At 70.1% G+C, this 21,133-nt stretch carries 21 protein-coding genes and 1 tRNA gene; 10 read left to right on the top strand and 12 right to left on the bottom strand.

The window, feature by feature from the left end:
* The first annotated feature begins 222 nt into the window (after nt 1–222).
* Complete coding sequence (locus tag EDD90_RS30040; protein WP_123976056.1) at nt 223–1,749, top strand: MFS transporter; 1,527 nt, start codon at nt 223–225, stop codon at nt 1,747–1,749.
* Here the strand turns inward: EDD90_RS30040 and EDD90_RS57660 are convergent.
* The gene (locus EDD90_RS57660; protein ID WP_260328168.1) at nt 1,742–1,870 is read right to left on the bottom strand and encodes a hypothetical protein; all 129 of its coding nucleotides are present in this window, start codon (nt 1,868–1,870) and stop codon (nt 1,742–1,744) included. The two genes, EDD90_RS30040 and EDD90_RS57660, sit on opposite strands and share 8 nt — an antisense overlap.
* A 10-nt stretch (nt 1,871–1,880) precedes the next feature.
* Here EDD90_RS57660 and EDD90_RS30035 point away from each other — a divergent pair, with 10 nt between their 5' ends.
* Both EDD90_RS30035 and EDD90_RS30030 read left to right on the top strand, forming a co-directional pair.
* The gene (locus EDD90_RS30035) at nt 1,881–2,537 is read left to right on the top strand and encodes a rhomboid-like protein (protein ID WP_260328167.1); all 657 of its coding nucleotides are present in this window, start codon (nt 1,881–1,883) and stop codon (nt 2,535–2,537) included.
* Between the two features lie 9 nt (nt 2,538–2,546).
* Nucleotides 2,547–3,953, top strand: a complete 1,407-nt coding sequence (locus tag EDD90_RS30030) for an FAD-binding oxidoreductase (RefSeq protein WP_123976055.1) — start codon at nt 2,547–2,549, stop codon at nt 3,951–3,953.
* Between the two features lie 109 nt (nt 3,954–4,062).
* Here the strand turns inward: EDD90_RS30030 and EDD90_RS30025 are convergent.
* Nucleotides 4,063–4,136: transfer RNA gene (locus EDD90_RS30025), tRNA-Thr, on the bottom strand.
* 219 nt (nt 4,137–4,355) lie between these two features.
* Here EDD90_RS30025 and EDD90_RS30020 point away from each other — a divergent pair.
* From EDD90_RS30020 to EDD90_RS30010, 3 genes are all read left to right on the top strand, one after another.
* Entirely contained in the window at nt 4,356–5,492 is a 1,137-nt protein-coding gene (locus tag EDD90_RS30020; RefSeq protein WP_123976054.1) for an ABC transporter ATP-binding protein, read from the top strand.
* Nucleotides 5,493–5,748: 256 nt separating this feature from the next.
* Entirely contained in the window at nt 5,749–6,210 is a 462-nt protein-coding gene (locus EDD90_RS30015; protein ID WP_123976053.1) for a hypothetical protein, read from the top strand.
* A gap of 85 nt (nt 6,211–6,295) precedes the next feature.
* On the top strand, nt 6,296–7,027 hold the full coding sequence (locus tag EDD90_RS30010) for a nucleotidyltransferase family protein (RefSeq protein ID WP_123976052.1): 732 nt from the start codon (nt 6,296–6,298) through the stop codon (nt 7,025–7,027).
* A gap of 185 nt (nt 7,028–7,212) precedes the next feature.
* Here EDD90_RS30010 and EDD90_RS30005 read toward each other — a convergent pair whose 3' ends face one another.
* The 6 genes from EDD90_RS30005 to EDD90_RS29975 all read right to left on the bottom strand — a co-directional run bounded on the left by EDD90_RS30005 (nt 7,213) and on the right by EDD90_RS29975 (nt 13,703).
* Nucleotides 7,213–8,883 carry a DoxX family protein gene (locus EDD90_RS30005; RefSeq protein ID WP_185149272.1) on the bottom strand — a complete coding sequence of 557 codons (1,671 nt, stop codon included), beginning with the start codon at nt 8,881–8,883 and terminating at the stop codon, nt 7,213–7,215.
* A 183-nt stretch (nt 8,884–9,066) separates the two neighbouring features.
* Nucleotides 9,067–10,008 carry a 23S rRNA (guanosine(2251)-2'-O)-methyltransferase RlmB gene (gene rlmB, locus EDD90_RS30000; RefSeq protein WP_123976051.1) on the bottom strand — a complete coding sequence of 314 codons (942 nt, stop codon included), beginning with the start codon at nt 10,006–10,008 and terminating at the stop codon, nt 9,067–9,069.
* A 99-nt stretch (nt 10,009–10,107) separates the two neighbouring features.
* The gene (cysS, locus tag EDD90_RS29995) at nt 10,108–11,505 is read right to left on the bottom strand and encodes a cysteine--tRNA ligase (protein ID WP_123976050.1); all 1,398 of its coding nucleotides are present in this window, start codon (nt 11,503–11,505) and stop codon (nt 10,108–10,110) included.
* Between the two features lie 142 nt (nt 11,506–11,647).
* On the bottom strand, nt 11,648–12,139 hold the full coding sequence (ispF, locus tag EDD90_RS29990; protein ID WP_123976049.1) for a 2-C-methyl-D-erythritol 2,4-cyclodiphosphate synthase: 492 nt from the start codon (nt 12,137–12,139) through the stop codon (nt 11,648–11,650).
* Nucleotides 12,129–12,893 (bottom strand): 2-C-methyl-D-erythritol 4-phosphate cytidylyltransferase, encoded by a 765-nt coding sequence (gene ispD, locus EDD90_RS29985; RefSeq protein WP_123976048.1) that lies wholly within the window; start codon nt 12,891–12,893, stop codon nt 12,129–12,131. The genes ispF and ispD overlap by 11 nt, the downstream gene beginning before the upstream one ends.
* 327 nt (nt 12,894–13,220) lie before the next feature.
* Complete coding sequence (locus EDD90_RS29975; RefSeq protein ID WP_003953493.1) at nt 13,221–13,703, bottom strand: CarD family transcriptional regulator; 483 nt, start codon at nt 13,701–13,703, stop codon at nt 13,221–13,223.
* Nucleotides 13,704–14,308: 605 nt separating this feature from the next.
* Here EDD90_RS29975 and EDD90_RS29965 point away from each other — a divergent pair.
* The gene (locus tag EDD90_RS29965) at nt 14,309–14,983 is read left to right on the top strand and encodes a DUF461 domain-containing protein (RefSeq protein WP_123976047.1); all 675 of its coding nucleotides are present in this window, start codon (nt 14,309–14,311) and stop codon (nt 14,981–14,983) included.
* A 217-nt stretch (nt 14,984–15,200) separates the two neighbouring features.
* Here EDD90_RS29965 and EDD90_RS29960 read toward each other — a convergent pair whose 3' ends face one another.
* Both EDD90_RS29960 and EDD90_RS29955 read right to left on the bottom strand, forming a co-directional pair.
* Nucleotides 15,201–15,881, bottom strand: coding sequence for a response regulator transcription factor (locus tag EDD90_RS29960; RefSeq protein ID WP_010358452.1), 681 nt, complete (start codon nt 15,879–15,881; stop codon nt 15,201–15,203).
* On the bottom strand, nt 15,878–17,134 hold the full coding sequence (locus tag EDD90_RS29955) for a cell wall metabolism sensor histidine kinase WalK (RefSeq protein ID WP_123976046.1): 1,257 nt from the start codon (nt 17,132–17,134) through the stop codon (nt 15,878–15,880). The genes EDD90_RS29960 and EDD90_RS29955 overlap by 4 nt, the downstream gene beginning before the upstream one ends.
* Before the next feature lie 221 nt (nt 17,135–17,355).
* Between EDD90_RS29955 and phoU the strand changes: the two genes are divergently transcribed.
* The 3 genes from phoU to EDD90_RS29945 all read left to right on the top strand — a co-directional run bounded on the left by phoU (nt 17,356) and on the right by EDD90_RS29945 (nt 18,744).
* The gene (phoU, locus tag EDD90_RS29950; RefSeq protein ID WP_123976045.1) at nt 17,356–18,024 is read left to right on the top strand and encodes a phosphate signaling complex protein PhoU; all 669 of its coding nucleotides are present in this window, start codon (nt 17,356–17,358) and stop codon (nt 18,022–18,024) included.
* Nucleotides 18,025–18,217: 193 nt separating this feature from the next.
* Nucleotides 18,218–18,373 carry a hypothetical protein gene (locus EDD90_RS55715; protein ID WP_185149271.1) on the top strand — a complete coding sequence of 52 codons (156 nt, stop codon included), beginning with the start codon at nt 18,218–18,220 and terminating at the stop codon, nt 18,371–18,373.
* 119 nt (nt 18,374–18,492) lie between these two features.
* Complete coding sequence (locus EDD90_RS29945) at nt 18,493–18,744, top strand: SCO4226 family nickel-binding protein (RefSeq protein ID WP_123976044.1); 252 nt, start codon at nt 18,493–18,495, stop codon at nt 18,742–18,744.
* 30 nt (nt 18,745–18,774) lie between these two features.
* On the opposite strand, the gene EDD90_RS29940 is transcribed toward EDD90_RS29945, so the two are convergent.
* Together EDD90_RS29940 and EDD90_RS29935 are read right to left on the bottom strand one after the other, a co-directional pair.
* Entirely contained in the window at nt 18,775–19,764 is a 990-nt protein-coding gene (locus tag EDD90_RS29940; RefSeq protein ID WP_123976043.1) for an alpha/beta fold hydrolase, read from the bottom strand.
* Nucleotides 19,765–20,010: 246 nt separating this feature from the next.
* Nucleotides 20,011–20,934 (bottom strand): TNT domain-containing protein, encoded by a 924-nt coding sequence (locus tag EDD90_RS29935; RefSeq protein ID WP_123976042.1) that lies wholly within the window; start codon nt 20,932–20,934, stop codon nt 20,011–20,013.
* Nucleotides 20,935–21,133: the final 199 nt, after the last annotated feature.

Raw genomic sequence — 21,133 nt, 5'->3', positions numbered from 1 at the left:
CCGTCAGATCACCAAACCGTCAGATCACCGAACCGTCAGCTCATCGGACCGCCGAAGCACTGACCACGGACTTCCGACCTCGGATCTCCGGATCCCCGAGGCCGCAGCCGCACACCACGCCCTGGAGAACCGGGCGACAACCGGAAAGGTGGTTCTCGAACCATGACCAGGAACAGCACACCCCAGGATGCGACACACCCCGATCCATGGTCTTCTGACCAGATGAGCCACGCCCGATCGGGTGACTCTCCCGGTGTGTCCACCGGTGTGGCCCACGGCACCGAGGGAGCCGACCCGCACCGCTGGTGGGGTCTGGTGGTCATCGCGCTCGCCCAGCTGATGGTCGTCCTGGACGCCACGATCGTGAACATCGCCCTGCCCTCCGCCCAGCGCGACCTGGGCATGTCCGACGGCAACCGGCAGTGGGTGGTCACCGCCTACACGCTCGCCTTCGGCGGACTGCTCCTGCTCGGCGGCCGGATCGCCGACCTGGTCGGCCGTAAACGCACGTTCGTCATCGGGCTCGTCGGCTTCGCCGCCGCCTCCGCGTTCGGCGGCGCCGCCCACAGCCCGGGCATGCTCTTCGGCGCCCGCGCCCTCCAGGGCGTCTTCGCCGCCGTCCTCGCGCCCTCCGCGCTCTCCCTGCTGACCACGACCTTCACCGACCCGCGCGAGCGCGGCAAGGCCTTCGGCATCTACGGCGCCCTCGCGGGCAGCGGCTCCGCGATCGGGTTCATCGTGGGCGGTCTGCTCACCGAGTACCTGAACTGGCGCTGGTGCCTCTACGTCAACGTGCCCATCGCGATCATCGCCGTCGCCGGCGCCACCGCACTGCTGCACGACCGACCGGGCCACACCGGCGCCCGGCTCGACGTACCCGGCGCGCTGCTCGGCTGCGGCGGACTCGTCGCGATCGTCTACGGCTTCAGCGAGGCCCAGCCACGCGGCTGGAGCGACCCGCTCGTCCTCGGCCTGTTCGCGGCCGGTGCCGTGCTGCTCACCGCGTTCGTCGTGTGGCAGAACCGCGCCCCCAGCCCCCTGCTGCCCCTGCACATCGTCAAGGACCGCAACCGCGCGGGCAGCTTCCTGACGATGGCCCTCGCGACCGTCGCCATGTTCGGGCTGTTCCTCTTCCTGACCTACTACCTCCAGGTCATCCTCGGCTACTCCCCCGTCAGGGCCGGTCTCGGGTTCCTGCCCCTGACCGTGGCGATCATCATCGGCTCCACCCAGATATCCGCGCGGCTGCTGCACCGCGTGCCCCCGCGCCTGCTCATGGTCCCGGGCACGCTCCTCGCCGCCTGCGGGCTGCTGCTCCTGACCCGCATCACGGTCCACTCCTCCTACCCCACCGAGATCCTGCCCGCCCTGCTGTTGATGGGCCTCGGCATGGGCCTGACCTTCATGCCGGTGTTCGCCACCGCCACCGCGGGCGTCGCCCCGCAGGACGCCGGTGTCACCTCGGCCACCGTCAACACCTCCCAGCAGGTGGGCGGTTCCGTCGGTACGGCCCTACTCAACACCATCGCCACCACCAGCAGCGCCGCCTACCTCACCGCCCACCTCCACGACCCCGCCCAGAAGGCCGCCGTCGTCCCGCAGGCCGTGGTGCACGGCTACACGGCCGCCATCTGGTGGGCGGTCGGCGTGATGCTGCTGGCCAGCCTGGTAGCGGGCCTGATGGTGACGGCGAAGCCGCCGAAACACGACGCCCCCACCAAGACCCCGGTACCGGAGCCGGTCACCTGAGGTCGAGCAGCCGACGGGCGGGCCGGCCGAGCGGCATGCCCGCCGCGCCGCCCGATCGCACATGCCGGACGATCAGCTCATCCGGAATGTCAATCACACATGTGACGTTGCTGCCGTGCATGAATCGCCTCATGGGATTTCTCCGGGGCCTCGGCAGCAGAGTGCGGTGGTACGTCCGCAGCGCCCCCGGCACCTACATCTGGCTGGCGATTCTCTTCATGACCACCGTCGCGCTGCACTACATGTCACCCGAGTTCGAGCAGCAGTTCCTACGGCAGCGGTCCACCAACCTCCACGAACTGTCGGACAACCCCGTACGCGTACTGATCGCGAGCGCGATGTGGATCGACGGCGGGCACTGGATGCCGTACGCCTTCCTCTACACCGTCTTCCACGCACCCGCCGAACGCTGGCTGGGCACGGCGCGCTGGCTGACGGTGTGCGTGGCCGCGCACGTACTGGCGACGCTGATCAGCGAGGGCGCGCTGCTGAAGGGGATCCATGACGGCATCGCCCCGCAGTCGGCGGCCGACACCCTGGACTTCGGGGTGAGTTACGCACTGGCCGGAGTGATCGGGGTACTCGCCTACCGGATCGCCACACCCTGGCGGTATCCCTACATCGCGGTCGTTCTGCTGGTCTACGGCCTGCCGCTGACCGAGTCGCCCACCTTCACCGACCTCGGACATTTCGTCTCCGTATGGATCGGCCTCGCCTGCTTTCCGCTGGTCAGAGGGCGCGGAAAAGCATGGAATCCGAAGGAGACACTGGCCGCCCTCAAGGGTTAACGTCCGGACATGAGCAGCTCGGCAAGCAGCGTCGTCAACGGCGGCATCTCCTTCTGGTACGCGAACGACGGCCTCCCCGCGGTACGGGAGCCGCTCGCCGGCGACACGACTGCGGACGTGGTGATCGTCGGCGGCGGCTACACCGGCCTGTGGACCGCGTACTACCTGAAGAAGACGGCCCCCTTCCTCCGTGTCACCGTCCTGGAGCAGAAGTTCTGCGGCTACGGCGCCTCCGGCCGCAACGGCGGCTGGCTCTACAACGGCATCGCCGGCCGCGACCGGTACGCCGCGCTGCACGGCCACGCAGCCGCCGTACGCCTCCAGAAGGCCATGAACGAGACGGTCGACGAGGTCATCTCGGTCACGAGGACCGAGAAGATCGACGCCGACCTGCACAAGGGCGGCGTGCTGGAGATCGCCACCACCCCGGCACAACTGGCCCGCCTGAAGGCCTTCCACGAACACGAACTGTCGTACGGCGAACAGGACCGCGAACTGTACGGCGCCGGGGAGACCCGCGACCGGATCCGCGTCGCCGACGCCGTCGGCTCCACCTGGACCCCGCACGGCGCCCGACTGCACCCCGTGAAGCTGGTCAAGGGCCTGGCCGCGGCCGCGGAGGCACTGGGGGTGCAGATCCACGAGTCCACACCCGTGACCGAGATCCGGCCCAAGCACGCCGTCACGCCGTACGGCACGGTCCGCGCCCCCTACATCCTGCGCTGCACCGAGGGCTTCACCGCGAACCTCAAGGGCCAGAAGCGCACCTGGCTGCCGATGAACTCCTCGATGATCGCCACCGAACCGCTGACCGAGGCACAGTGGGAATCAGTGGGCTGGAACGGCCTGGAAACCCTCGGAGACATGGCACACGCCTACATGTACGCCCAGCGCACGGCCGACGGCCGGATCGCACTCGGCGGACGCGGAGTGCCGTACCGCTTCGGATCCCGTACCGACAACGACGGCCGCACCCAGCAGGCGACCATCGAGGCCCTGCAGGAGATCCTCGTACGCTTCTTCCCCTCCCTGGCCGGTGTCGCCGTCGAACACGCCTGGTCAGGGGTGCTCGGGGTACCGCGCGACTGGTGCGCCACCGTCACCCTCGACCGCTCGACGGGCCTCGGCTGGGCGGGCGGCTACGTCGGCTCCGGCGTCGCCACCACCAACCTCGCCGCCCGCACCCTCAGAGACCTCGTCCAGCTCGACTCCGGCCAGGCCGGCCGCACCGACCTGACCGAGCTCCCCTGGGTCAACCACAAGGTCCGCAAGTGGGAACCCGAACCCTTCCGCTGGCTGGGCGTCCAGGGCATGTACGCCACCTACCGCGCCGCCGACCAACGCGAACGCCTCCACCCCGGCACCGAATCATCCCGCCTGGCCCGAATCGCAGACCGGGTGGCGGGACGACACTGACCCGTCCCCGAGTCCAGGACATCTGGTCGGCGGCGACTGGTACTACTCGATCCCGCTGCCGGGCCGCCGGTGTGGAGCAGCAGGACCGTGCCGGGCTCGACGAATGGAGAGCCCCCTGTCGGATTCGAACCGACGACCTACGCATTACAAGTGCGTTGCTCTGGCCAGCTGAGCTAAGGAGGCATGCACGCGCGCGTGGCGCTGATGTGCCAGTGCAGTGTACCCACGTCCCAGCCGGGGCCTGTCGAAAATTTCCGCGAAGTTCACAGGGCTCCAGGTACTGACATACGGGGTGAACGCCAGGTACCGTCCAGAGCCAGTTCACTCTCGTGGACTACACCACCACCTTCCTACAACGGATCGTCCGGCACGTTCCTGCCGGTAGAAGGGGGCCTCTGAGCCATGGCCACTGTCACTTTCGACAAGGCGACCCGGATCTACCCGGGTTCCACCAAGCCCGCCGTCGACGGTCTCGACATCGCGATCGAGGACGGCGAGTTCCTCGTCCTGGTCGGCCCGTCGGGTTGCGGCAAGTCCACCTCGCTCCGGATGCTCGCGGGGCTCGAGGACGTCAACGGCGGCGCCATCCGCATCGGTGACCGCGACGTCACGCACCTGCCGCCCAAGGACCGGGACATCGCCATGGTGTTCCAGAACTACGCCCTCTACCCGCACATGACCGTCGCCGACAACATGGGCTTCGCGCTCAAGATCGCCGGCGTCAACAAGGCGGAGATCCGGCAGAAGGTCGAGGAGGCCGCGAAGATCCTCGACCTCACCGAGTACCTGGACCGCAAGCCGAAGGCGCTCTCCGGTGGTCAGCGTCAGCGTGTCGCGATGGGCCGTGCCATCGTGCGTGAGCCGCAGGTCTTCCTCATGGACGAGCCGCTGTCCAACCTGGACGCCAAGCTCCGTGTCTCGACCCGTACGCAGATCGCGTCCCTGCAGCGCCGCCTCGGCATCACCACCGTCTACGTCACCCACGACCAGGTCGAGGCCATGACGATGGGCGACCGGGTCGCGGTCCTCAAGGACGGTCTGCTCCAGCAGGTGGACTCGCCGCGCAACATGTACGACCGCCCGGCCAACCTCTTCGTCGCCGGCTTCATCGGCTCCCCCGCCATGAACCTGGTCGAGGTCCCGATCACCGACGGCGGTGTGAAGTTCGGCAACAGCGTGGTGCCGGTGAGCCGCGAGGCGCTGCAGGCCGCCGCCGACAAGGGTGACCGCACGGTGACCGTCGGTGTCCGCCCCGAGCACTTCGACGTCGTCGAGCACAACGGCGAGGCCGCGTCCGCCCTGTCCAAGGACACCGAGGACGCCCCGGCCGGTCTCGCGGTCTCCGTGAACGTCGTGGAGGAGCTCGGCGCCGACGGCTACGTCTACGGCAGCGCCAAGGTCGGCGACGACCTCAAGGACCTGGTCGTCCGCGTCAGCGGCCGCGCGGTCCCGGAGAAGGGTGCCACGCTGCACGTCGTGCCGCGGCCGGGCGAGACCCACGTGTTCTCGACGTCCACGGGTGAGCGTCTCTCCGACTGAGAGATCTCCGACTGAGAGACCGACGGCTTCGGCGCCGTCACAGTGACAAACCTCTGACCAGGGTGAATCTGCCCAGGTTGACGACGAAGGCCCCGCAGCCTGCTGCGGGGCCTTTCCGTTGCCCGGTTTTACCCCGGCAAGCGGGTGGTTTTCGAGCAGTGTGCGTCAACCCCGTACCCGAAACACGGCACTTCTCCATCCCCCGAACCGGTGACTAAATGTCGCCAAATCATTACCGCACGCTACCCTCACACGCGTGAAGCACTCCACCACCCCTCAGACGCGACGCGGCCACCGGGGCGGCCCTGCCCGCCGGATCGGCCGCACTCTCGCCCTCGTCCTGCCCGTCGTCCTGGTGCTCTCCGGGACCCTCGCCGTCACCCGCGTCAACTGGACGGGAAGCCCGCGGAGCTCGGTGCTCACCGCGACCGAGGTGACCGACGCGCACGTCTCCTCCCAGGCCGTCGCCCAGGCCCCGCAGGACGTACTGCGTGACCAGCTGATGACCGAGCTCCAGGACCGGAACCCGGGCCAGGTCCTCACCCACCTCCAGCAGGCGGTCAACGGCCACCCGTCGCTCGCCCGGCACTGCACGTCCATCGCCCGGGCGCTGGGCCAGGCCGCGGTGCGCATCTACGGCGCCTCCCGCGCCCAGTCGTTCGCCCGCCCGGTCTGCGACACGTCCTTCGCGTCCGGCGTGCTCGCGGCGCACAGCTGAACGGCGGTTGGGAAGTAGGTAACGGGACCTTAAGGGACCCCGTCCGGCGGGAAGCCGGCCCCGGGGCGCGTCGTACAGTTCGGGCATGACCCATCCGAACGCCGCGTTGCGCCCCACTCAAGCCGTGGTCCTGGCCGGTGGCCAGGGCTCACGGCTTCGTCCGTACACCGACGACCGGCCCAAGCCGATGGTCGAGATCCCCGGTACGGGCACGCCGATCATCGGCCACCAGTTGACCTGGCTCGCCGAGGAGGGCGTCACGGACGTGGTGGTCTCCTGCGGCCACCTCGCCGAGGTCCTGCAGAAGTGGCTGGCGACGGCCGACCTGCCCCTCTCCGTCACCACGGTGGTGGAGTCCGAGCCGCTGGGCCGGGGCGGCGGTCTGAAGTACGCGGCCGCGCATCTGCCCCATCCCGAGCGGCCCTGGTACGCCACGAACGGCGACATCTGGACGCGGTTCTCGCTGCGCGACATGGCCGACTTCCACACGGAGCGGGACGCGGTGGCGACGCTGGCGCTGGCGCGGCCGCGGATTCCCTGGGGCGCGGTGAAGACGGACGGCTTCGGCCACATCACGGACTTCATCGAGGCGCCGCCGTCGACGTTCGAGATCAACGCGGGTGTGTACGTCTTCTCCCCCGCGTTCGCCGGGATGCTGCCGGAGCGGGGGGATCACGAGCGGACGACGTTTCCGCACCTGGCGCGAAGCCGACAGCTGGCCGGGTTCCCGATCCCTCAGGGGGCGTACTGGCGGGCGATCGACACGGCGAAGGATCTGACGGAGGCGGCGAAGGAGTTGGCGGCGCTGGGGCGGTAGGCCGCGCTGAAGGTCGGCCCGCCGTCGTCGGCTGCGGGTCCGTTGTGGCTGGTCGCGCAGTTCCCCGCGCCCCTCTGGGGCGCGCCTTGGTCACGCGCCTTTCCTCTCACCCTCTTTTTCTTTCCTCATGGCGATGGGGCCCCGCGCCGAAAGGCGCGGGGCCCCATCGCCATGAGGAAGGTGGGTCAGCCCAGCAGGCCGCCCACCAGGCCCGGCTGGCCCGAGGATGACGCGCCGCCGCCGCTGGTGCCCGTGCCGGTGCCCGTGCCGCCGCCCGTCGAGGAGGCGCCGCCGGTGGCGGTGCCGCCGGAGGTCGGGCCGGCTGTGGTGGGCGCCGGGGCGGTGTGCTGGGGCGGGGCCTGGCCTGTCGTGCCCTGGGTCTCGCTGGGGGTGGTGGTCGTGTTGCCCGCCGTGTGGCCGGCGCTCGGGGTCGTGGCCGCCCCGGAGGGGCTCGCGCCGGCCGTCGCGCCCCCGGAGGGGGAGGTGGGGGCCGACGGAGTCGTGGCGTGGCGCTTGGCCGGCTTGCCGGGGAGCGGTGAGCCGGGGAGGTTGTTGCGGGGCGCCTCGCCGGGGCCGGGGACGACCACTCGGCTGGAGTCGCGGACCGCGCCGCCCAGGAGGGAGCCGATGAGGAGGGTGAGGCCGATGGTGATGGCCGTGACCAGGGCGCCTCGGCGGAGCACGAAGGCGCGCAGCTCCCAGATGTCGGCGCGGGGGCCGAGGCGTCGCCAGGCGCTGCCCGCCAGCCGGCCGTCGACGGAGTAGACGGGGGCGCCGGCGATGATCAGCGGCGACCAGGCGGCGAGGTAGATGATGTCGGGGGCGTCGTAGGCGGGGACGGTCTTCCAGCTGACGGTGACGATGAGCGCGGCGGACAGCAGCGCTCCGACGACCGCGGCGACCCGCTGCCAGCAGCCGAGGATGGTCAGGACGCCGACGATCACCTGGAAGAAGGCGATCACCAGGCCGGAGCCGACCGGGTGCTGGAGGGCGAACTGGCGCAGCGGCTCGGCGACCTCCCAGGGGTGCAGCGTGTTGAGCCAGGTGACCATGGAGCCGCGCTTGCCGCCGTCGAAGTAGACGGGGTCGCACAGCTTGCCCATGCCGGCGTAGACGGAGATGAAGCCGAGGAAGATCCGGAGCGGGAGCAGGACCACGCCGAGGTTCATCCGGCGGCCGGGGTAGTAGGCGTGCCGGGCCGGGTCGCCGTCGCCGGTCCGCCTGGTGGGGGGCTCCTCGTCGAGGTGGTCGTAGTCGTCGAACCGGTCGTCGGGGTAGGCCGGTTCGCCGTAGCCCGGTTCGTCGTAGGCGCTGCCGACCGTCCGCATGTTCGGGAGCAGTCGGTTCTCGCCCGAGGCCGGGGAGCGCGGGTGGCCGACCACCGGCGTCTCGGCGGTCTGTTCCAGCACGTGGTAGCCGTCGTCGACGCGGGGGATGACCTGGGTCGCGCCGGCCGGCTCGGCCGGTTCCTCGGCGTACCGGACGCTGCCGCCGCGGACGGCCTGGAGCAGCCGGTGGGCGCCGGTGTCGTCGGGCGCGGACCTGCCGCTCCACACGACCGGGCGGCGGCGGCCGACGGCCGCTCCCGCTCTGCCCGCCGGGCCGGCGACCGGGATCCGCGTGGTGTCCTCGGTGGCGCTCATGTGCCGCACGACCCGGGGGGATTGGGTACGCCGTGTCGATACGCCCAGCTGCACGCGGAAGCTCGCGTGGTTGACGATGACCTGCGCCGGATCGCTCGGCACCTTCACCATGCTCAGCGCGGGAGCGTCGTCGGGACCGGAGGCGAATCCGGAGCGGAATCCCGACGAGCGGTCCCCCGTGGGTGTGCGGGGTGTTCTGGTGTCCACACTCATCTAACCGAGTGACGTGGAGTTAGGACACTGCTTTGACCGGCCGGATGTGTCCGGACCCCGTCAAGGATGCCCTGGACGCCGGAATTACCCCGCACGGGTGAGGTTACGGACGTTTGTTCAGCCCCGGCGGCGCGTCGCCTCGCATGGCCGTCAGCCCCGCCGCCGCGCCGCCTCGTACGGCCGTCAGCCCCGCCGCCGCGCCGCCTCGTACAGCACGATCCCCGCCGCCACACCGGCGTTGAGCGACTCGGCACCGCCCGGCATCGGGATGCGGACCCGGAAGTCGCAGGTCTCGCCGACCAGTCGGGACAGGCCCTTGCCCTCGCTGCCGACGACGATGACGACCGGGCCGCCGAGGGCCTCCAGGTCGCCGATCTCGTGCTCGCCGTCCGCCGCGAGGCCGACGATCACGATGCCGGCCTTCTTGTACGACTCCAGGGCCCGGGTCAGGTTGGTGGCGCGGGCGACGGGCGTGCGGGCCGCCGTACCGGCCGACGTCTTCCAGGCGCCGGCGGTCATACCGGCCGCGCGGCGCTCGGGGACGACGACTCCGTGGCCGCCGAAGGCGGAGACCGAGCGGACGACCGCGCCGAGGTTGCGCGGGTCGGTGACCCCGTCCAGGGCGACGATCAGCGGGTCCTCGCCCTCGTCGGCCGCCGCGTCGGCCAGGTCCTCGGGGTGCGCGTACTCGTACGGCGGAACCTGGAGGACCAGGCCCTGGTGGTTGAGGCCGTTCGTCATACGGTCCAGCTCGGGGCGCGGGGCCTCCATGAGGTTGATGCCACCGCGCTCGGCGGCGAGCTGCAGCGCCTCGCGGACCCGCTCGTCGTTGTCGATGAACTGCTGGACGTAGAGAGTGGAGGCCGGGACGCCCTCGCGGAGGGCTTCCACCACCGGGTTGCGGCCGACGACCATCTCGGACGTGCCCTTGCCGCCGCGGCCGCGTGCCACCGGGCGGCGCTGGGTCTGCTTGGCCTTGGCGGTGGCGATGCGGTTCTTCTTGTGGCCCTTGCGCATCTCGGCGGGCGGGGTCGGGCCCTTGCCCTCCAGGCCCCGGCGCCGCTGGCCGCCACTGCCGACCTGCGCGCCCTTCTTGCCGGACATGCGGCGGTTGTTGGCTGCCATGAGTTACCCGTCTCCGTGAGCTTCGTTTCGTACGTGCGTCTTATGCAGTGTGCCGCCCGGGGGGCCGGGCGGCACAGTTGATCTTCAGATCCGGGGCGGCTAGGACTTGAGGGTCCAGCGCGGTCCGGAGGGGCTGTCCTCGATCGCGAGGCCGGACTGGCCCAGCTGGTCGCGGATGGCGTCGGCGGTCGCCCAGTCCTTGCGGCCGCGGGCGGACTCGCGCTGGTCGAGGACGAGCCGTACGAGGCTGTCCACGACCCCGTGCAGGTCGTCGCCCTTCTCGACGCCACCGGCCCAGTGCGCATCGAGCGGGTCGAGGCCGAGGACGCCGAGCATGGCGCGGACCTCGGCGAGGCGGGCCACCGCGGCTTCCTTGTCGTCGGCGGCGAGGGCGGAGTTGCCCTGCCTGACCGTGGTGTGCACGACGGCGAGGGCCTGCGGGACACCCAGGTCGTCGTCCATCGCCTCGGCGAACGCCGGCGGGACCTCCGGCGAGGGCTCGACTGCTCCCCCGGCCAGCTCCACCACGCGCTGCACGAAGCCCTCGATGCGCGCGAACGCCGACTCGGCCTCGCGCAGCGACTCCTCGCTGTACTCGATCATGGAGCGGTAGTGCGGGGTGCCCAGGTAGTAGCGCAGCACGATCGGGCGCCAGTGCTTGACCATCTCGGAGACGAGGACCGAGTTCCCGAGGGACTTCGACATCTTCTCGCCGCTCATGGTGACCCAGGCGTTGTGCACCCAGTACTGGGCGAAGTCGTCGCCGAACGCCTTGGCCTGGGCGATCTCGTTCTCGTGGTGCGGGAAGATCAGGTCCAGGCCGCCGCCATGGATGTCGAACGACTCGCCGAGGTACTTGTGGGCCATCGCCGAGCACTCCAGGTGCCAGCCCGGGCGGCCGCGGCCCCACGGCGTCTCCCAGCTGGGCTCGCCCGGTTTCACGGCCTTCCAGAGCGCGAAGTCCCGCTGGTCCCGCTTGCCGGTCTCGCCCTCGCCCTCGGGCTGGCGGAGGTTGTCCAGCTCCTGGTTGGAGAGCTGGAGGTAGTCCGGGTAGGAGCGCACGTCGAAGTAGACGTTGCCGTCGGCCTCGTAGGCGTGCCCGCGCTCGATGAGCCCGCGCATCATCTCGATCATCTCCGGCACGTGCCCGGTCGCGCGGGGCTCGTACGTCGGCGGGAGGCAGCCGAGCGCGAAGTAGCCGTCGTTGAACGCGCGCTCGTTCTCGTAGCCGATCGCCCACCAGGGGCGGCCCTGCTCGGCGGACTTGGCGATGATCTTGTCGTCGATGTCCGTGACGTTGCGGATGAACGTCACGGCATAGCCGCGGTATTCGAACCAGCGGCGCATGATGTCGAAGTTCAGGCCGGACCGGATGTGCCCGATGTGGGGCGCCGCCTGCACGGTGGCACCACAGAGGTAGATCGAGACACAGCCCGCGGTGAGCGGGGTGAAGTCACGGATCTGCCGGGCGTTGGTGTCGTACAGGCGAATAGTCACGGGACCTAGGGTAGTGGGCGGAGGGTGGTGCGTGGCACCGGCGTGCGAAGCGCCGTTGCCGGGTGCGGGTGCGCTGTGGCTCGTCGCGCCCGGGCGGCGGAGCCGCACATCGATTCGGCCCCGCGCCCCTGAAGGAATCCGGTCACGCTGTTTTCACGACCAACGCCGTTGCCACCGCCATGAGACCTTCGCCCCGGCCCGGGAAACCCAGGCCGTCCGTGGTGGCCCCGGAGACCGACACGGGAGCCCCGGCGGCGTCCGAAAGAATCTTCTCGGCCTCGTCCCGGCGCTTTCCGATCTTCGGGCGCGGGCCTACGACCTGTACGGCGACGTTCCCGATGGTGAAACCGGCGTCGCGGACGATCCGGGCCGCCTCCGTCAGGAGGGTCACGCCGGACGCGCCCGACCACTGGGGCCGTCCCGTGCCGAAGTGCTGCCCCAGGTCCCCGAGTCCCGCCGCCGAGAAGAGCGCGTTGCAGGCCGCGTGGGCGACGACGTCCGCGTCGGAGTGGCCGGCCAGGCCCGGGCCCTCGCCCTCCCACTTGAGGCCGGCGCACCACAGCTCGCGGCCCTCTTCGAAGGCGTGGATGTCGGTACCGATGCCGACGCGCGGCAGTACGACCTCAGAAGCCATCGTTGAGCCTCCTGCGGGCCAGGACCGCCTCCGCGAGGACCAGGTCCAGGGGGCGGGTGACCTTGAAGGCCTCCTCGTGGCCGGGGACGACCACGACCTGCTCGCCCAGCTGTTCGACCATGCTGGCGTCGTCGGTCACGTTGTCGGTGACCGTCTCGTGGGCGCGGACCAGTGTCGTGCGGTCGAAGCCCTGGGGGGTCTGCACGGCGCGCAGCCGGGCCCGCTCCGGGGTCGCGACCACCGGTTCCGGGTCTCCGGGGGTGGCCGCCGGCTCGACCTCCTTGACCGTGTCGGCGAGGGGGAGGGCGGGGACGACCGCGGGGGCGCCCTCGCGGACCGCCTGGATCACGGCGTCGACGGTGTCGACGGGGACGAGGGGGCGGGCCGCGTCGTGGACGAGGACGATGTCGTAGTCCGGGGGCAGTGCGTCCAGGCCGAGCTTGACCGACTCCTGGCGGGACTCGCCGCCGGGGACGACGAGGAAGTCGGTGCGGTCGGGCAGCGCATGCGCGTCGAGGAGGGACTTGACCTCGGGCGCGCCGTCGGGCGGGGCCACGACGACGACCAGGGAGACCGCGCGGGAGGCGGCCAGGGCGCGTACGGCGTGGATGAGCATGGGCGTGCCGTTCAGCGCGCGTAGCGCCTTGGGGGCGCCCGGACCGAGGCGTACGCCCCGGCCGGCGGCGGGAATCACGGCTGCCGTGCGCAGTGCGGTACGCGATTCCGTACGCGAAGGACGCGAATCGTCAGACATCGGTTCCTGTCAGGTTTGTGTGCGGGCCTGGCGTGGGTATGGCCTGGGAAGTGCCGGGCGCGACGCCTTGACCGGACCCTTCCGTGACACCGGTCGAGCCAGCAGCCCGGGCCCGGCACGCCTAGTATCGGGGGTTTCCGCCGGGGTGGGTTCAGGGCGGGGTTCCGAGTGACCGAGCACAGCGGGCTCAATACGCGCGTTGGGCTCAATATGCGCGTTCCGGGATTCCGGGTACGAACATGCCGCAGCGCCCGGCGACAGTTGCTGTGTCATCGGGCACCGCGGCATATCGGTGTGCGGAGTTTCAGTGTGCCGAGCTGGACCGCGTCAGGACGCGAGGACCTCGTCGAGCAGGGCCTCGGCCTTGTCCTCGTTCGTGTTCTCCGCGAGGGCGAGCTCGCTCACCAGGATCTGGCGGGCCTTGGCGAGCATGCGCTTCTCTCCGGCGGAGAGTCCGCGCTCGCGCTCACGACGCCACAGGTCACGCACGACTTCCGCGACCTTGATGACATCGCCGGAGGCGAGCTTCTCCAGGTTTGCCTTGTAACGACGGGACCAGTTCGTGGGCTCCTCGGCGTACGGTGCACGCAGCACCTCGAAGACCCGGTCCAGCCCGTCCTGACCGACCACATCACGCACGCCGACGAACTCCGCATTGTCCGCTGGCACACGTACCGTCAGGTCACCCTGGGCGACCTTCAGCACCAAGTAGGTCTTGTCCACGCCTTTGATCTGGCGAGTTTCGATGGCCTCGATCAGCGCGGCCCCGTGATGGGGATAGACCACGGTGTCGCCAACCTTGAACGTCATGTGACAGGTACCCCTTCCGTGGCTATCCAGGGTAACACGGAAACCGGCGGTTCTGAATGGCGTTTTCGCAGGTCAGGGCATATCTCGGGGCTTGACAACAGCAACAGGAACGTGCTGCACAAGCCGTCCGGAAGCAGGTATTCGCAGGTCGGAGCGGCTCTCCGGGTGAGGTGAAACGCGCACGTTACACACATCCGGACGCCCACCCAAGTGGATGAACGTCCCCATATGTCCGGTTCCAAGCGTACGACTTCCGCTACTCCGTTCGGTTGCCCGGACCGGATCCGGGGCGTTTCCGGAATTGATCACAGGCGTCCGACCGAACGGTACGTGATCAATTTCCCTGGTGGCCGCGCATTCCTTCACGGAAATTTTGCGCGCGGTGTTGCGAACGAGTTATCTGAATGCCGGACGGGCGTCGCTTCAAAGTGACCGGAGAGTCACTTGCAGCCCCCTGGGGGTACCCACTGCTTGAGAGAAGCGAGGGGCTTGGGGAGGGTCGGGTGCGACCGTGCGGGAACGGCTCGGTAACCTAAGGCCGCTGACAGACACTTAGGGCGGCTTTATAAGGTAGTCGCCCGTGCGTTCAAGGAGTTGCCGCCGCCGTGAGCAGCAGCCTTCGACGCGGCGCCCTCGCCGCCTCCGCCATCGCCTTCTCCGTCGCCTCGCTCGCCGCGTGCGGCGCCGGCAACGACTCCCAGACGCTGGAGATCAAGCCCGACAACGCCGCGACGAGTGTCGGCGACATCAAGGTCCAGAACGCGAGCGTGATCACGCAGCCCGACCTCACGTCGGACGGACCGGCCGTGATCTCCGCGACCATCTTCAACACCGGCACCGAGCCGGAGACGCTCCAGTCGATCGTCGTCGCCGGTACCAACAAGACCGCCGAGCTGCACGCCACCAAGTCGCAGCCGCTGACCATCCAGGCCGGCGGCCGGCTGATCCTCGGCGGCAAGGACAACGCCTCCGCGATGCTGGCCAGCAGCCGTGAGGCGGTCCAGGACGGCAACGCCCAGAAGATCACGTTCACCTTCAGCAAGACCGGTGACGTGAGCCTGCGCGCGTTCGTCGTGCCGGCCGAGAGCTACTTCACTGGCTGGGGCCCGAGCTCGGTGCCGTCGCCTTCGGCCTCCGCGTCGGTCTCCGTCTCCCCGGCCGCCGGCGCCACGGCGAGCGAGAGCGCCAAGGCCGGTAAGACCGGCAAGAAGGGCAAGACGTCCGAGAGCGCCTCGGCCACCCCGACCGACTCGGCGTCGGCGTCGACGAACGCGGGCTGAGCGTCGGCCTGAAACAGCTAGGGCGGGAACCTTGGTTATCGGTTCCCGCCCTTGGCGTTGCCGAGCTTTACGGCTCGAACTTTTGGCGCACCCTCAAGGGGATTCCTGCTTCACCGCATCGCGCCCGGATCACTCCGGGTCTTACCAACGCTCCACAGGCGTTTAGCCTCTCCGTCCACCCGACGGCGAGGGTTGCTCATCGTAGCCGGTCGGCGACTTAGGGCTCGAACTTGTAGCCGAGGCCCCGCACCGTCACCAGGTAGCGCGGGGCGCCCGGGTCCGGTTCGATCTTTGCGCGCAGGCGCTTGACGTGGACGTCGAGGGTCTTGGTGTCGCCGACGTAGTCGGCGCCCCAGACCCGGTCGATGAGCTGCATACGGGTCAGGACGCGGCCCGCGTTGCGCAGCAGCATCTCCAGGAGGTCGAACTCCTTGAGGGGAAGGTCGACCTTGGAGCCGGAGACGGTGACCACGTGGCGGTCGACGTCCATGCGGACCGGGCCCGCTTCGAGGGCGGCCGGGGTGACCTCCTCGGGCTCGCCGCGGCGGCGGAGCACCGCGCGGATGCGGGCCACCAGTTCGCGGGACGAGAAGGGCTTGGTGACGTAGTCGTCGGCTCCTATTTCGAGCCCGACGACCTTGTCGATCTCGCTGTCCTTGGCCGTCACCATGATGACGGGGACGTTGGAGCGGCCGCGCAGCTGGCGGCAGACCTCGGTACCGGGCAGCCCCGGCAGCATCAGGTCGAGGAGGACGAGGTCGGCGCCGTTGCGCTCGAACTCGTCGAGTCCGTCGGGGCCCGTGGCCGCCACGGCGACCTCGAAGCCCTCCTTGCGGAGCATGTACGACAGGGCGTCGGAGAAGGACTCCTCGTCCTCGACGACGAGCACACGGGTCACGGAAGGACCTCCGGGGCGGGAAGCGGTTCGTACGGGGATGACTCGGTGGTGCCGGCCTCGTCGTCGAGGTCGGGGTCGGGGTGCTGCGACGCGCGGTCGCGTACCGCGCCCGCCTCCGGCAGCCGGAGGGTGAACGTGGAGCCCTGGTTCTCGGCGCTCCACACCGTGACCTCCCCGCCGTGCGAGGCGGCCACGTGCTTGACGATGGCGAGGCCGAGGCCGGTGCCACCGGTGGCCCGGGAACGGGCCGGGTCGACGCGGTAGAAGCGCTCGAAGATGCGCTCCTTGTCCTTGTCGGTGATGCCGATGCCCTGGTCGGTCACGGCGAGCTCGATCATGTCGCCCCCGGGCGCGCTGACCCGGCGGGCGGCTATCCCGACCCGGGTGCGGGCCGGGGAGTAGTTGACGGCGTTCTCGACCAGGTTGCCGAGGGCGGCGGCGAGCTGGCCGCGGTTGCCCCAGACGTGCAGGTCGGCGGTGCCGCCGGCGGCCATGGTGATCTGCTTGGTGCCGGCCTGGTGGCGGCACCGGTCGATCGCCTCGGCGACCAGCTCGTCGACCCGGACGGGCTCGGCGTCCTCCAGCGGGTCGTCGTTCTGCACTCTCGACAGGTCGATGAGCTCCTGGACCAGGTTGGTCAGGCGCGTGGCCTCTATCTGCATGCGACCGGCGAAGCGCTGCACGGCCTCCGGATCGTCCGAGGCGTCCATGACAGCCTCGGAGAGGAGGGAGAGTGCGCCGACCGGGGTCTTGAGCTCATGGCTCACGTTCGCCACGAAATCACGTCGTACCGCCTCGATGCGGCGGGCCTCGGTGAGGTCCTCGACGAGGAGGAGCACCAGCCGGGAGCCGAGGGGCGCCACCCGGGCGGAGACGGCGAGGGCCTCTCCGCGTCCGGTGCCGCGCCGCGGCAGGTCCAGCTCGACCTGGCGTATCTCGCCGTCGCGCCGGGTGTCCCGGGCCATCCCGAGCATCGGCTCGATGGCGAGTTTGCCGCCGCGCACGAGTCCGAGGGCGTACGCCGCCGAGCTCGCCTTGACGACGGCGTCGGCCTCGTCGAGGACGACCGCGGAGGAGCGCAGCACGCTCAGTACGGTGTCCACGCCCGGGGGCAGTACGGGGTCGGTGTGCAGAGAAGTCCTGGTCGGTCGCTTCTGGTCGCGTTCGCTCCAGCGGAACGCCAGCATGGCGATGACACCGGTAAGCACCCCGGCGATCGCTGCCGCTGCGGCGACCGCCGCGTTCACGTCCATGCAAACAGGTTAAGCAGGGGGTACGACATCCCCACAGCCATGGGAGTGCGAGCTCGAACACTCGTCGCCCAGAGTTCACCTTGGAGCCAGTATTGGTTCATTTGGGGTGGCAGAAACGGTCGCGTTGGGACCGGAACGTGGGAGCGTGGGGTTCGCAGCTGGTTTCGGCCACGGCCCCCGGCCCCCGAAACCCCTGGACACACGCACGAGAGGGAACCCTGATGCGGGACGCGTACCACGAGGAACTCGACTCGATCGGCGACAGCCTGGTCGACATGGCCCGGCTGGTCGGCTCGGCCATCGGGCGCGCCACGACGGCGATCCTCGACGGCGACCTGAAGCTTGCCGAGAGCGTCATCGAGAACGACCAGAAGGTCGACGAACTCCACCACGACCTGGAGGCGCGCGCGATAGCCCTGCTCGCCCGCCAGCAGCCGGTGGCGACGGACCTGCGGATCGTCGTCACCTCGCTCCGGATGTCCGCCGACCTGGAGCGCTCCGGCGACCTTGCCCAGCACGTCGCGAAGCTCGCCCGGCTCCGCTTCCCGTCGCGCGCGGTCCCGCGGGACCTGGAGGCGACCATCCTGGAGATGGGCCAGCTCGCGCAGCGCCTGATGGCCAAGGCGGCCGAGGTGATCATCACCAAGGACGTCGACCTGGCGATGCAGCTGGAGCAGGACGACGACGAGATGGACCTGCTGCACCGCACGCTCTTCTCGCACCTGCTGGACGACCGCTGGAAGCACGGCATCGAGACCGCCGTCGACGTGACGCTGCTCGGCCGCTACTACGAGCGGTACGCCGACCACGCGGTCGCCGTCGCCAAGCGCGTCGTCTTCCTGGTCACTGGTGAGCACGCGGACGAGCTGCAGCCCGACATCCAGCCGTGACGGGCGCCGAGGGGGCGTAGCACCTCCGGCGGTCGGGGGGCTCGCGGGGTGCGGGGCAGGCTCGCGGCGCATCTGTGCGCTGCCGTGCGCTGTTGATGCGCCCAGCGAAACGGGCATGGAATGGGCAAAGGCACCACGCCCTGCCTCTAGGGAATCCAGGGGCCGGGAATCTAGGGACCTCTAGGAGGGATCCATGGCCGAATCCCCCAGCACCACACCCGACCCCACCCAGGAACGAGAGACCGAGCAGCCCGCCGAGATCAAGAACCTCTTGGTCATCGGCGCGTGCGGGTGCGGCTCGGGCTGTGGCTGCGGCTGCCAGTCGGGCAGCCCCTGCCAGTGCGGCTGAGCGGACACTTCAGCTACGGCAGAGGGCCCCGGACTCCGGTCCGGGGCCCTTCGTATGCCGTGCCGCGGCGGCGGGCGCAGCATGGAGGGGAGACGGACAAGGCGAAGGAGGTGGCAGCCATGCCGCAGTTCATGGACGTCCACCACGGGATGAAGGGCATCACCGCCGAACAGCTCCAGGAGGCCCACGAGGCCGATCTCGCCGTCGAGAAGGACGAGGGCGTGCACTTCGAACGGGCCTGGGCGGACCCGGACTCCGGCAACGTCTACTGCCTCTCCGAGGCGCCGTCGGCCGAGGCGGTCAGGCGCGTCCACGAACGCACCGGTCATCCGGCCGACGAGATCCACGAGGTGCCCCTGTCGATCTGGTGACGGTCCCGGAGGCCGGACGGGCGCTTCCGCTCAGGAGCCGGGCAGGCCGGCGAGCCAGTCGACGAGCAGCCGGTTGACCTCGTCCGGGCGCTCCTGCTGGATCCAGTGTCCGCAGCCGTCGAGGAGGTGGGAGGAGACCAGGCCCGGGAGGGTGGCCGGGTACGCCTCGATGGCGTCGGCCAGCCAGGTCGTCGAGGCGTCGAGGCTGCCGCCGGCGAACAGGGACGGCTGGGTGATCGGGGCGCCGTCGTAGGCGGCGAGGTCCTCCCAGTCGCGGTCCATGTTCCGGTACCGGTTGAGCGCGCCCGTCAGCCCCGTGCGTTCGAACTCTCCCGCGAAGACGTCGAGTTCCCGTTCGCCGAGCCACGCGGGTATCCGCCCGGCGGGGAACCGCTCCCGGAGGGTCCCGCCCTCGCGCACGAAGTGCGGGTCGGGAGCGCCCGGCCCGGGCAGGGTGTCTCCGGACAGCGCGGCGTAGAAGCCCGCGAGCCAGCCTCGTACATCGGGTTCGATCTCGGCCTCGGCGCGCCCCGGCTGCTGGAAGTACGGGACGTAGAACTCCTCGTCCCCGCCACCGGCACGCATCCGTGCGAAGACGTCGCTGGGCCGGGGCCCGCCACGCGGGGTGTACGGCACGCTCAGCAGCCCCACGGCCCGGAACACCTCCGGCCTGAGCAGCGCGGAGTTCGCGGCGATGGTCGCGCCCCAGTCGTGCCCGACGACGACCGCGGACTCCTCGCCGAGGGCACGCACGACGGAGACGTTGTCCTCGACGAGTTCGGTCATCCGGTAGGCGTCCGTCGCGGCCGGCCTGGAGGAGCGGCCGTACCCGCGCACATCGACGGCCACCGCCCGGTACCCCGCCGCCGCGAGCGCGGGCAACTGGTGCCGCCAGGAGTACCAGCACTCGGGGAATCCGTGGACGAGCAGCACGAGCGGCCCGGTGCCCTGCTCGACGAGATGGATCCGCCCCGCAGGGGAGGAAACCACCCGGTGACCGATCTCGGCATGCTGTGCCATACGCCCTCCTCAAGGCCGCGGATCCGTAGGACGCGGCTTCGAGCGCAGGTGCCGCCGCCGCACCACCGATCATGCGAAACCCCGTCCTGGTCGGACGACCCCGTTTGCCGATCCGGCAAACACCGACCGCGGCGTGACCACGTCACCGGGCATGACGGCGGTCCCGGAAGGGCAAGCGGCTCCCTACCCACCACGAAGCGGCAGGTAGGGGCTGCACGGTGCGCCCCCCTGGTATGGCGACTGGTGCTACTTCTGGTGGTCCCACTGGTGGTCCGACTGATTCTGCGACTGGTGCTGCGGCTGGTGCTCCGACTGCTGATGCTGCGGCTGGTGCTGCTGCTGCGGCTGGTGCTGCTGCGGCTGGTGCTGCTGCTGCTGCGGCTGGTGCTGGTGCTGCTGCTGCGGCTGGTGCTGCGGCTGGTGCTCCGACTGCTGCTGCGACTGGTGCTGGTGCTGGTGCTGCTGCTGGTGCTGCATAGGCGGGGCGATCTCCTTCAGATACCCGCCCGGCGCGGCCAGTACGGAGACCCTGGTGCTGGTCAGGAACTGCTCGCCGAGCCCTTCCTGGCCGAACCAGGGCCTGATGGGCCCGGCCTGGACCGTGAGCGGCTTGACGACGCGGTACAGGTGGTAGTTGAAGGGAGGGTTCTTCGGGTCGTACTCGTCCAGGTTGGTCGGCGGCAGAGCGCGCTTCGTGTACGGCGTGCCCTCCGGTGCGAGGAAGAAGCCGTTGCCGCTGCCGAACAGGTCGACACGTTGCCCCACCCGGAGGGTCTTCGGTGCCTCGACCGGACGGCCGTCGCGCAGGACGAAGCCGTTGTTGTCCGGGTACCACCAGCCGGACTGGTTCTGCTGGTCGGTCTGCCAGTAGCAGCCGAGGAACCAGAACTGCGAGGTGCTGTCCTGCGGGCGGTAGCCCCGGAGCATCCGTCCGATGACACCGGTCGTCCCGAGGTAGCTGGGGCCGAGCCGCCAGTCACCGTGGTAGTAGTCCTGCAGTCCCGTCGGCGGTGCCTTGGTCGTGCTGGCCGTCCGGTGTTCGATCGGGCAGTTGTGTTTGCTGCCGTTCTGCGGGTGGGGCTCGTCGGCCTGGGCGGGGGCTGGTGCTGCTCCGATCAGAACGAGCGACGACGCAAGTGCGCTCCAGAGGAGACGTCGCAGTGCGCGCATCCGATTCCCTTCTCTTCCGGTGCCGGAACCGGCACCGGATACGCGGGCATGTGTGGTCGCCGCGAAAGGGACTGCATCGCGTGAATCTCCGTAGCGCGGCAGGGGGCAGTCAATGCGCGCGATACGAACGAAGGAGCGAGGTGGCACGGGCAGGTCGCCTGTGCGGCGCAACGGAACACCTCGGACAGCCGAGCGGCCG

Origin of the sequence: Streptomyces sp. Ag109_O5-1 (genome assembly GCF_003814875.1) — a bacterium.
In the GTDB taxonomy this organism is placed as follows: domain Bacteria; phylum Actinomycetota; class Actinomycetes; order Streptomycetales; family Streptomycetaceae; genus Streptomyces; species Streptomyces sasae.
The sequence above is the reverse complement of the archived record's forward strand: the minus strand, read 5'-3'. Positions and strand labels throughout refer to the sequence as shown.

Excerpts from the sequence above, each read along its gene's own strand:
- EDD90_RS30040 (WP_123976056.1), top strand. The coding sequence starts at position 223 with ATGAGCCACGCCCGATCGGGTGACTCTCCCGGTGTGTCCACCGGTGTG.
- EDD90_RS57660 (WP_260328168.1), bottom strand. The coding sequence starts at position 1,870 with ATGCACGGCAGCAACGTCACATGTGTGATTGACATTCCGGATGAGCTG.
- EDD90_RS30035 (WP_260328167.1), top strand. The coding sequence starts at position 1,881 with ATGGGATTTCTCCGGGGCCTCGGCAGCAGAGTGCGGTGGTACGTCCGC.
- EDD90_RS30030 (WP_123976055.1), top strand. The coding sequence starts at position 2,547 with ATGAGCAGCTCGGCAAGCAGCGTCGTCAACGGCGGCATCTCCTTCTGG.
- EDD90_RS30020 (WP_123976054.1), top strand. The coding sequence starts at position 4,356 with ATGGCCACTGTCACTTTCGACAAGGCGACCCGGATCTACCCGGGTTCC.
- EDD90_RS30010 (WP_123976052.1), top strand. The coding sequence starts at position 6,296 with ATGACCCATCCGAACGCCGCGTTGCGCCCCACTCAAGCCGTGGTCCTG.
- EDD90_RS30005 (WP_185149272.1), bottom strand. The coding sequence starts at position 8,883 with ATGAGTGTGGACACCAGAACACCCCGCACACCCACGGGGGACCGCTCG.
- rlmB (WP_123976051.1), bottom strand. The coding sequence starts at position 10,008 with ATGGCAGCCAACAACCGCCGCATGTCCGGCAAGAAGGGCGCGCAGGTC.
- ispF (WP_123976049.1), bottom strand. The coding sequence starts at position 12,139 with ATGGCTTCTGAGGTCGTACTGCCGCGCGTCGGCATCGGTACCGACATC.
- ispD (WP_123976048.1), bottom strand. The coding sequence starts at position 12,893 with ATGTCTGACGATTCGCGTCCTTCGCGTACGGAATCGCGTACCGCACTG.
- EDD90_RS29975 (WP_003953493.1), bottom strand. The coding sequence starts at position 13,703 with ATGACGTTCAAGGTTGGCGACACCGTGGTCTATCCCCATCACGGGGCC.
- EDD90_RS29955 (WP_123976046.1), bottom strand. The coding sequence starts at position 17,134 with ATGGACGTGAACGCGGCGGTCGCCGCAGCGGCAGCGATCGCCGGGGTG.
- phoU (WP_123976045.1), top strand. The coding sequence starts at position 17,356 with ATGCGGGACGCGTACCACGAGGAACTCGACTCGATCGGCGACAGCCTG.
- EDD90_RS55715 (WP_185149271.1), top strand. The coding sequence starts at position 18,218 with ATGGCCGAATCCCCCAGCACCACACCCGACCCCACCCAGGAACGAGAG.
- EDD90_RS29945 (WP_123976044.1), top strand. The coding sequence starts at position 18,493 with ATGCCGCAGTTCATGGACGTCCACCACGGGATGAAGGGCATCACCGCC.
- EDD90_RS29940 (WP_123976043.1), bottom strand. The coding sequence starts at position 19,764 with ATGGCACAGCATGCCGAGATCGGTCACCGGGTGGTTTCCTCCCCTGCG.
- EDD90_RS29935 (WP_123976042.1), bottom strand. The coding sequence starts at position 20,934 with ATGCGCGCACTGCGACGTCTCCTCTGGAGCGCACTTGCGTCGTCGCTC.